We start from the raw sequence: 6,194 nt of genomic DNA, 5'->3' as shown, positions 1-6,194 counted from the left end.
ACACTGCTAACAGAATATTTTTTCTCATAAGCAAGACGAAGATTGGCAACTTGTCTATTCAGAATTGGCGTCCGCTGCTGGCCGATTGCGGACCTTCGGAAATAAAATTCATGGCAAGCGAAGGTTGATGCAGCAGCGCTCCGTAAGTTCGCGCGGGTGTGAGGGAAGCAAACGCCCCTCCATGTAGGGGCCATCAATGTTTGGGACTATTCAACCCGGATGATTACGGTGCCCTCTCCATAATCAACTTCTCCGTATTGCTTGTTAAGCACCGTAGAGGCCGGAAACTCGAAACTTCGTTCAATCAAATCGAAGTCAATTGGTTTCCTCAAGATTGCAAAATAGCCTGTCGGATTGCTTCCCGATCGGTAGGTTGTCGCGAGCTGATTACCGTGTGCAAGTAACAAGTTTAATATTGGGTCCAATAATGCATATCTTGGCAACCCGACAAAATCATCTCTACATAGCTTCACTTTCATTACTTTCTCTTTCTGGCGGATTGCGGACCCCAAGATATTAAGCGGCGTCGTCAAGGTATCCTTGTCCCGCATGCGTATATTGCAGCGCCGAGCCGTACTCTTTCGCCACCAAAAAAGCCGCATCAAGAAAGCGCAGGGTTTCATCAGTAGGTCGAAAGTGGCAATATATTTCAATAACGCGCGGTCGGCCCTGAGCTGCGGGATAGGCTTCGAAAATTTCCCCAGACTCAATAAATCCAAGATAGCGATTTATTTTCTCCTCGAGCAATAGCAGGCTCTCCCTATCCCATGGCATATGAGCAAAGATGCTGAGGACAACACTCCCGGTTTCTTTGTCAATACCGGCAGCATCAATGACCGAGGAATTTTCTATTGTCATATTAAGAACTCATGAAGCATGAACGTCTGTTCTTGGCCCAAAGCGGGCCACTTCGCTTCGGTCGTCAGTAGTTCTATTTTAAGAACTAACAAGCTATTTCCTTTCCACGCAACTCGGATAAGGCATCGTCTCCCCAGTAACAATTTTACAAAGCTTAAACGGCATTAATAATTTAAACCGATCTATCCACTCGGTGCTATCGATTTCTAATGCGGTTGAAGAAGCTGTTCCTTGTATTGCCCACTGAAGACTGTAGTAATCCTCCATCCCCTTCACCGCTGCGATGATCATCGCCTCGCTAGTATGTCCGGACGATGTAGGCGACGTTCCGCAACTCACAACAGCAGTAAATGCATCGTTGCCATCAATCTTGGCTTGCGATATTGCTTTGACACTAAAGGATTCCGGGCATGCCCGTTTATACGCGCCGGCAAACGTCTCAACAAATTTCTGAGGCGTGACATTCATATTGGAGGAGAGTCCCTTTACTGCGGTGAGGGTAATCATCTGCGTCCAGCTCTTAACGGACTCTCCGCTCGGAACAGCTTCTCTTATGTAGTTAGGTCCATTTGTCTTTTCAAACGCTGACTTGAAATTGGATGGCATAGAAAATGCCACTATTTGTCCGTAGACCGGACTGACGTTGGTATATGACTTGGCGTTCCTGAGAATTTCATCCAATTTTTCTTTTGATACATCTGTCTGAGCAAATGCGGAGAGCGATACCGTAATAAAAGCCAATAGACCGAAAGATACTATTTTTTTTATCAATTTAATTCCCCGTTGTTTTTAATCTTTTTATCTAAGAACTACTATTCAACTGAAATAACGAATTTGCACGGAAAAATGCAGAAAGTCGCCACAGCTTATTTCCGCTCCTGGTCGATTGCAAACGTTGACGCCCAATCTACTCGAAACTGTATCAGAATTTCTTGCTGGGGAATATTTTGTCCAAACCGGCGCAAATCGGCGAATCCGCGCACTGTATGCGCGACCAGTGATCCTTGCCCGGCCTGACTTTGCGGCTCGCCGTCCACATGCTCTTTTGACTCATAATCCGTTGGTACCCTCGTAATTCGATCGGCATCATGCGGTTCGGCGCTTCGGTGCTTGATCGCAATCAAAATATAAAATCGGCTAGAATGCGCGCTCAAATAAAGTCATTACAAATAAACGGGGGGCAGCATGAAGAACGTTTGGGGCATTACTTTGTTGATTATATTGGCACTCGCAGGATGTGCAACACAGAAGCAACTCGTACCGACAGGTGGCAGTAAAGCCGACGGCACGGTGAAATTATCTTTTGAGCATGGGCCTTTCGAAACGCCAAGAATAAACATGACTCAAGGTACCGCTGCAGCCAAACGACGTTGCGAAGCGTGGGGCTATTCGGGAGCAGAACCATTCGGCGGTTCGACGAAGCAATGCGTTGAAAATTCGGGGAGAACCTGCGGCACCTGGCGCGTGACATATGAGTTCCAATGCACCGGCACCAACACCCATGACAGATAGTTAAACAATATTTAACCGTAGCAGCCCATCTCGGGCATCAAAGAAAAAGCCCGCTGAGCGGGCTTTTTCTTTGGACTTGGATGCCGGCTTCTGGCCGATAGCGGAACATCTACTCCAATTTTTGCCCAAAAGAAGACACGATCGTAGAACGGAGATGCCCTTCAGCTATTTCAAGACTCTCGAACATGGATCCCTTCTCAGTGTTATGCCATATGGGAAGACGCCACTGGGGTTCCTCAGCGCAAAAGCGGAAAAAAGGAGGGGGAGGCAACTTGCCGGAAGCGGACAACTTGACTTCAGGTCTTGATGCAAAAGAAGCGCCAGCTGCCGACTGGTATTGCTGCGACAACTACCATGTCGATTTGATTCCTTCCTCGCTGGCGGTCGCTTCCGGCGCCCGACCTCTCCGGTCAGCGCCAAAGCGCGCACAGTCCTTGCCGCCATCACTCTCCGTTGTCGCCTGCCAGAATAGCCCGAAGCTGCTCTTCAAATACTTCCGGCGGCTGGCCTCCCGAAATCAGGTAGCGGTCATTCACGATGACGGCCGGCACGCTGCGGATGCCGCGCTGGGTCCACAGCGTTTCTTCTTGCCTCACTTCCTGAGCGAATCGATCGGACGCCAATACTTCGCTTGCCTCGGCGCCATCCAGGCCGGCTTGTGTGGCGAGTTCCGCCAGCACGTGTCTGTCTGCGATGTTTTTGCCGTCAGTGAAATAGGCCTTGAGCAGGACCAGTTTGAGCGCCGCTTGTGCATTCTTCTCTTTCGCCCAGGCGAGCAGGCGGTGCGCGTCGAAGGTGTTGTAGACGAGGCTGGCGTCATCGCGGTTCATGGTGAAACCGACGGTGGCCGCCCGGGCGCGGATCTGTTCGCGGTTGATGCGCGCCTGGTCGGCGGTGATGCCGTATTTCTCGGTGATGTGTTCCAGTTGCGGCTGCCCGGCTGCGGGCATGCCGGGGTTGAGCTCGAAGGGGTGGACGGCGAAGTCGATGCGCGTCTCCGGACCGAGGCGTTCGAGCGCGATATTGAGGCCAGCCAGTCCGATCGCACACCAGGGGCATACCACGTCGGAAACGAAATCGATTTTCAAAGCATTATTCATGGCGATACCTTATGGCATGGCGCCCGTCGTCGGGCGGCGTTGATGGATGAAGACATTGTAAGGCGGATGCGCGAGTGCCGTCCGGGGCGTCCCGGAGATGTGCGGCGCCGGCCGCGTGCCGACATCTCCAGGTGACCCGAGTGACGGCAATAAAGGGTTGATCATTTAAATATGTACGCTTATAATAAGTTTACTTATTAAATGGAGTTCAACATGCCAGTCACCACGCACGCCACTGCTTCCTATCATCACGACACCATTGCATCGGCCGCCGCCATCTGGGAATTCTTCAAGGCCGTTTCCGATTGGAAGAGCTGGAATGCGGGCGTATACTCTTGCGAGCTTGACGGCCCCTTCGCCGAGGGCGTCTGGATGAGGATGGTGCTGCCTGATCAGGAAGTCATCCGGTCGCAACTGATCGAAGTCAGCGCGCCCAATTCGTTCACGGACGAGACCATGCTTGGCGACGTTGCGGTGCGCGTAAAGCATGAAATCCGTCCGCTCCCGAACGGGACCCATCGGATTGTGTATACGATCGATGTCGAGGGGGAGGGCGCCGAAGATATTTGCGCCGGTGTTTCCGCAGACTTTCCGGATGTCTTGCGCGCACTCGCGGCCCAGGCAGAAACGCAGCGCAGCCAGTGAGCCAGGCAATCCACGTTGATTTCACAGCACCGAGGTATGAATGTCAAAGACCAAGCCGCTTCCGACCAGCCATCACGGACCTTCAGACAGTCCGGGTTTTTTGCTCTGGCGCATATCCAATACGTGGCAGCGTGAACAGCGCGCCGCCTTGCAGCCGCTGGGTTTGACGCATACGCAATTTGTGATGCTGGCAGTCGCCACATGGTTTGGTTCGGACGAGCCGCTCACGCAGATGCGCTTGTCACAGCTGACAGGCAGCGATCCGATGACGACTTCTCAGGTAATCAGGGCCTTGCTTGCAGATGGGTTGTTCGAGAGGGAGGCCCATCCTACCGATACCAGGGCCAAGGTCATCTCGGTGTCCAAGGCAGGACGTGATCTTGCGCGCAAGGCGGTGGTTGTCGTCGAGGCGGTCGACCGCAAGTTCTTTGCACCCTTGGGCGAGCAACAGTCCAGTCTCGTGCATCTCTTCCAGAAATTGCTCGACAAGCAATAAGCGCCGGCATCACACTGCCGGATTCTCCTGATGCCGGTAAAGAATCGCTTTCAGGAACAGCTTGAGATCCCGCTCCAGGTCGACGCCAAAATCCTGTCTGGCGATGCCCCGAAATGTCGCCGGCTCCAGCAAAGGATCGATGTCATCGGTCGTCCGCACGGCGCCACCCAGCGCGTCGAATCTGACGGCATAGGAGTAGTCGGGATTCGCTACGGAATCGGGATTGTGCGCATGACGCCGCACGTGGAAACTCAGGCTCAGGTATTCCGGCTTCTGGGCATCCTCGCACACTTCACCGGCCCACCAACCCGCCGCCTGCAATTCAGTTCTCAATGCTGCGACCGTGTTCTTCACCGTGTCCGCGGCCCTGGCGGTGATCATGTCAAAGTCCTCCAGCGCCTGCCGCAATTCATCTTCCGCCGCTTGCTTCTCGGACGCTATCTCGCGCAGCGCCTCAGCCAGTATTCCCATGGTTCTTCTTTCAGTTCGTCGAAGAGGGAATGGTAGCCGACAAGCGCCGGAAATCCATGAAGAATTTACCGGCAGGGCGACTCGCTGGCTGATCCTTTGCGGCGAACGTACAGAATGTTCTATCATGAGCTTCCATTCATGAAGAGCGGCTTGCGACTTGTCCGCCGGGAACGATACGATGAGAGACTTGCCGCCTACCGCCACCCTGCGCGCCTTTGAAGTGGCGACACGCCACGCTACCTTCACCTCCGCCTCGGAGGAACTGCATGTCACCCAGAGTGCGGTCAGTCATCAGCTCAGGCATCTTGAGGAAATCTGGGGACTGCAGTTGTTCCAGCGCGGGAAGTCGTTGACGCTGACACCGGCCGGCGCAGCGCTGGCGCCGATCGTGCGCGCGTTCTTCATGAATCTGGAGGCGACGCTCACTGACCTGCGCGAGCAGAAGGGCCGGGTCCGGCTCAAGGTCAGCACCACCTATTCCTTCGCGCTGAAATGGCTGCTGCCCCGATTGCCCGCCCTGGCCGAGCAACATCCAGAAATCCTGGTCACGCTGGAAACCACCGACAAGGCCATCAACTTTTCCAGCGCGGAGCCGGACGTGGCGATTCGGTTCGGCACCGGCAACTATCCGGCGCTGCACTCGGAATTCATGTTCAGGGAACAGATCTTCCCGGTCGCCAGTCCCGACCTGCTCAAACGCTTCGGCATGCCGCAGGAGCCCGCCGAATTGTTGCGCTATCCACTGTTGACGCGAGACGGCGCAGACCTGGTGCCGAAGTGGGAGTTCTGGTTCCAGCAAATCGGCGTGGGCATTTCTGCGCTCAAGGAAAACGTCCGCTTCGCCGACACCAACATGACCATCGAGGCGGCATTGCTAGGCCAGGGAGTTGCGCTGGCGCGCAGCGGCCATGTCGAGACCGAGCTCGGGGAAGGCAGCCTGGTGCGGTTGTTCGACCTGCCGTTTCCTTCTCCGGTCGCCTACTATTTCGTCTGCCCCAAAGGCGTCGAATCGCAGCCGCACGTCGTCAGCTTCCGCAACTGGCTGCTGGAGGAGTCGGGCAGGGCCGAGCAGGGCTACAGATAAGAGTGCAGAGGGGTATGAAGAATTGCTC

The 6,194-nt window shown here is 54.4% G+C and carries 9 protein-coding genes; 4 read left to right on the top strand and 5 right to left on the bottom strand.

Translation table 11 applies throughout. The features are described from left to right. Positions 1-516: 516 nt before the first annotated feature. The 3 genes from ACIROW_RS12680 to ACIROW_RS12670 all read right to left on the bottom strand — a co-directional run bounded on the left by ACIROW_RS12680 (position 517) and on the right by ACIROW_RS12670 (position 2,012). A complete protein-coding gene (locus tag ACIROW_RS12680) occupies positions 517-858 on the bottom strand; it encodes a DUF6572 domain-containing protein (RefSeq protein ID WP_402275931.1) in 342 nt (113 codons plus the stop codon). Between the two features lie 93 nt (positions 859-951). Further along, positions 952-1,629 (bottom strand): hypothetical protein, encoded by a 678-nt coding sequence (locus ACIROW_RS12675; RefSeq protein ID WP_402275929.1) that lies wholly within the window; start codon positions 1,627-1,629, stop codon positions 952-954. 95 nt (positions 1,630-1,724) lie between these two features. Continuing rightward, positions 1,725-2,012, bottom strand: coding sequence for a hypothetical protein (locus ACIROW_RS12670; protein WP_402275926.1), 288 nt, complete (start codon positions 2,010-2,012; stop codon positions 1,725-1,727). Between the two features lie 31 nt (positions 2,013-2,043). Between ACIROW_RS12670 and yecR the strand changes: the two genes are divergently transcribed. Then, a complete protein-coding gene (gene yecR / locus ACIROW_RS12665; RefSeq protein WP_402275924.1) occupies positions 2,044-2,370 on the top strand; it encodes a YecR family lipoprotein in 327 nt (108 codons plus the stop codon). 443 nt (positions 2,371-2,813) lie between these two features. Here the strand turns inward: yecR and ACIROW_RS12660 are convergent, their stop codons facing one another. Next, the gene (locus ACIROW_RS12660; protein ID WP_402275921.1) at positions 2,814-3,470 is read right to left on the bottom strand and encodes a DsbA family oxidoreductase; all 657 of its coding nucleotides are present in this window, start codon (positions 3,468-3,470) and stop codon (positions 2,814-2,816) included. A 213-nt stretch (positions 3,471-3,683) separates the two neighbouring features. Here ACIROW_RS12660 and ACIROW_RS12655 point away from each other — a divergent pair, with 213 nt between their 5' ends. After that, entirely contained in the window at positions 3,684-4,115 is a 432-nt protein-coding gene (locus ACIROW_RS12655; RefSeq protein ID WP_402275918.1) for an SRPBCC family protein, read from the top strand. A gap of 40 nt (positions 4,116-4,155) precedes the next feature. Beyond that, the gene (locus ACIROW_RS12650) at positions 4,156-4,611 is read left to right on the top strand and encodes a MarR family winged helix-turn-helix transcriptional regulator (RefSeq protein ID WP_402275916.1); all 456 of its coding nucleotides are present in this window, start codon (positions 4,156-4,158) and stop codon (positions 4,609-4,611) included. 9 nt (positions 4,612-4,620) lie between these two features. Here the strand turns inward: ACIROW_RS12650 and ACIROW_RS12645 are convergent, their stop codons facing one another. Then, a complete protein-coding gene (locus ACIROW_RS12645) occupies positions 4,621-5,082 on the bottom strand; it encodes a hypothetical protein (protein WP_402275914.1) in 462 nt (153 codons plus the stop codon). Positions 5,083-5,260: 178 nt separating this feature from the next. Here ACIROW_RS12645 and gcvA point away from each other — a divergent pair, with 178 nt between their 5' ends. Next, positions 5,261-6,166 carry a transcriptional regulator GcvA gene (gene gcvA / locus ACIROW_RS12640; RefSeq protein ID WP_402275911.1) on the top strand — a complete coding sequence of 302 codons (906 nt, stop codon included), beginning with the start codon at positions 5,261-5,263 and terminating at the stop codon, positions 6,164-6,166. Positions 6,167-6,194: the final 28 nt, after the last annotated feature.

The sequence above is a fragment of the Herbaspirillum sp. NPDC101397 genome (assembly GCF_044767325.1).
Lineage (GTDB): Bacteria > Pseudomonadota > Gammaproteobacteria > Burkholderiales > Burkholderiaceae_D > Herbaspirillum.
Note: the sequence above shows the minus strand (reverse complement) of the source record. Positions and strands in the feature narration are given on the sequence as shown.

Coding starts and splice junctions, on each gene's coding strand:
- ACIROW_RS12650 (WP_402275916.1), top strand. CDS start 4,156: ATGTCAAAGACCAAGCCGCTTCCGACCAGCCATCACGGACCTTCAGAC.
- ACIROW_RS12680 (WP_402275931.1), bottom strand. CDS start 858: ATGACAATAGAAAATTCCTCGGTCATTGATGCTGCCGGTATTGACAAA.
- yecR (WP_402275924.1), top strand. CDS start 2,044: ATGAAGAACGTTTGGGGCATTACTTTGTTGATTATATTGGCACTCGCA.
- ACIROW_RS12645 (WP_402275914.1), bottom strand. CDS start 5,082: ATGGGAATACTGGCTGAGGCGCTGCGCGAGATAGCGTCCGAGAAGCAA.
- ACIROW_RS12660 (WP_402275921.1), bottom strand. CDS start 3,470: ATGAATAATGCTTTGAAAATCGATTTCGTTTCCGACGTGGTATGCCCC.
- ACIROW_RS12655 (WP_402275918.1), top strand. CDS start 3,684: ATGCCAGTCACCACGCACGCCACTGCTTCCTATCATCACGACACCATT.
- gcvA (WP_402275911.1), top strand. CDS start 5,261: ATGAGAGACTTGCCGCCTACCGCCACCCTGCGCGCCTTTGAAGTGGCG.